This is a genomic window from Paenibacillus agaridevorans, from assembly GCF_003112455.1.
Lineage (GTDB): Bacteria > Bacillota > Bacilli > Paenibacillales > Paenibacillaceae > Pristimantibacillus > Pristimantibacillus agaridevorans.
Map to the genome: position 1 here is coordinate 1 of NZ_BDQX01000262.1, position 2470 is coordinate 2470.

The window sequence follows — 2470 nt, forward strand, 5'->3', positions numbered from 1 at the left end:
TGGGCCGGCCCCGCTGTTATTTGGAGTGAAGACAAGGAATTTGCCGCCCTCTATTTATGATCGATCATATCCAAGTAAGCGTCGAAGAGCCCCCTAGTTTGATTCAAAAGCTGCAGACATTCCCCCATAGGAGTCCTCTAACAGCAACTCTCTAATCGCAACCAACCGTTTTTCTTCAATAGACAGGTTGGCGGCCGCGCCTATAATCAGCGACATCGCGCCTGCTCTGGAACCTGCCCGCTGCCCAAGCGGATCCGCCACATCGTCGGTAAATATCATTTTGCGCAAAATAGGGTCTCCGCCGCCATGGACGCCCGTTGCTTTCCGACTGTGCAAGGTCATCCGTTCCCCCGCGCTGTTATAAAGGCGTATTTCGTTCCTCTCTCCCTTTTCGAAGCCGCTTTGATAATCCTCTGCTTCGAGCCGGCCTTTCGTACCGACGAATGTCGCCTTCCAGCCCTCGTAAGGGCTATACGCTTGCAGCGAATAAGTCAACAATGTCCCTTTGGAATATTTGACGTTGACCGACATCGTATCGTAAATGTCAATATCATCCCCGAATACACACTGGTCCCGATAATACCCGTCCGCCTGCTCTGCTTGCTGATACATCGATCTTGTAAAGTCGCTTTCCGAAATATCATAATGAAATTCGCAAGTCGATTGATGGCTGCATGTCCAGCATCTCTCGCCTCGCTCGGCTCTCGTCGGCCCATAGAACAGCAAATCGGCATTTGCGAACACACTCTCCGGCTCGTCCTCCAGCCACCAGTTGATCATATCGAAATGATGCGTCGATTTATGAATCAATAATCCGCCGCTGTTGTCCATTTGCCGATGCCAACGCCGAAAGTAGTCCGCTCCATGGTTTTTGTCCAGCGACCACTCGAGGACAACGCTGTGAATTTGGCCTATCGCCCCTTCTTTCAGCAGTTCTTTTACTCTAACCACATAAGGCATAAAGCGGCAATTGAAGGTCACCGTTACATTCTTGCCCGTCCTTCGTTCCGCCTCCAATATCGCCCTGCATTTATCCGCCGTCGTAGTCATCGGTTTCTCGGAAATGACATCGCACCCCGCTTCGAGAGAGCGGATAATGTAATAATCATGCAAGCTGTCCGGAGTCGTCACAATAACCGCATCCGGATTGGCCTCCCGAATCATTTGGTCGAAATCGTCAAACACGGCTATGCCGTTGGCGGCGGAGCTTAACAATTGGGCACGGACCGGATTAACATCATACACGCCGACAAGCTCCACATCCGTCTTTAGCTCGGCGGTCAGCGGAACGGCGAACATTTGCATCGCTCTGCCGCCTGCGCCGACGATTGCAAACTTTTTCATGCACTCAGCTCCGAGGCCGATTCCTGATCCAGAAATAGACGCCAATCCTTATGGGTCTTCAAAATGGATGCCGGTACCTGCTCGGTTATCTCCTCTCTCAGGGCCAGCATGATCGCGTTCGCTTTTACTTGATAAGGTACGCAGGAAATAATCGTTTCACTGTCGAGAATTTGCCGCACCGTCATCGTAATTGCCTTCTTTGGCACCTCGTCAATTGAAGCAAACCAGCCCTCGCGCACCTGCTGGCTTTTGCACGCTTCATCCAATTCAACGACTTTATACGCAGCCATCGTGTCAAAATCGGCAGGCGGATCATTGAAAGCGATATGAGCATTCTCCCCTATTCCGATCAACGACAAGTCGATCGGCGCACGGCGAATCTCCCGAGTCAGCTCCGCGATATGCGCGTCAATATCCTCCGCCTCCCCATTAACGAGATAGGCTTTGGCGCGGGCAGCATAGGACAGAAATCGCTCCTGCAAATATTTACGGAAGCTGGCCGGATGCGTCACCGGCAGTCCCACGTACTCATCGAGGTGAAACATCTCGACTTTGCTCCAATCGACTTTGCACAATGCAAGCGCTTCTAAGAACATAAATTGCGATGCTCCGGTCGACAACACGATTCTCGCCAATCCGCGCCGTGCAATACAATCGTTAATGATCGCCGCAGCCTGCTCAGCCGCAGCAACTCCAAGCTTTCCTGCTGTCTCTGCTACTTTTGGTTTCATGTTCAAACTACCTCCGTTAATGGTTATCTTAATGATGTTAATCTTTGACTCTATTTGACGTCTCTCAACAGCTTCCATATCAGGAGATCATAATCCCTCGACCGCTAGCGATCGATTCGTCGATTGCGAAACAGACATCCATTGTTTTATAGCCATCAAAGAAATCGCAACGAGTGGCTTTACCGTACAAAATCGCCTGCACAAATTCATCCACTTCCATTCGGAAAGGATGATGCGACACATCTCCGCTATCTGGCAGAATCGTAGGAATAACCGCATAATCCGTTTGGCCGGGGAGCAAATGACTATACAATTTATTGTCCATAATCGCCCCCTTCTCACCCAATAAGTGGATGTTGAATTTATAAGGCGTTTTACATTCCAAGGACGACGAG

At 50.4% G+C, this 2470-nt stretch carries 2 protein-coding genes and 1 pseudogene; all 3 read right to left on the minus strand.

Features of this window, described 5'->3' with window-relative positions; translation table 11 throughout:
- Positions 1-93: 93 nt before the first annotated feature.
- Entirely contained in the window at positions 94-1344 is a 1251-nt protein-coding gene (locus PAT3040_RS22045) for a Gfo/Idh/MocA family protein (RefSeq protein ID WP_108994407.1), read from the minus strand.
- Positions 1341-2075: a 6-phosphogluconolactonase gene (locus PAT3040_RS22050; RefSeq protein ID WP_108994408.1), complete on the minus strand. Its 735-nt coding sequence runs from the start codon at positions 2073-2075 to the stop codon at positions 1341-1343. The genes PAT3040_RS22045 and PAT3040_RS22050 overlap by 4 nt, the downstream gene beginning before the upstream one ends.
- Before the next feature lie 79 nt (positions 2076-2154).
- A pseudogene (locus PAT3040_RS22055) lies at positions 2155-2470 on the minus strand (Gfo/Idh/MocA family protein); the annotation flags it as partial.

Coding starts and splice junctions, on each gene's coding strand:
- PAT3040_RS22045 (WP_108994407.1), bottom strand. CDS start 1,344: ATGAAAAAGTTTGCAATCGTCGGCGCAGGCGGCAGAGCGATGCAAATG.
- PAT3040_RS22050 (WP_108994408.1), bottom strand. CDS start 2,075: ATGAAACCAAAAGTAGCAGAGACAGCAGGAAAGCTTGGAGTTGCTGCG.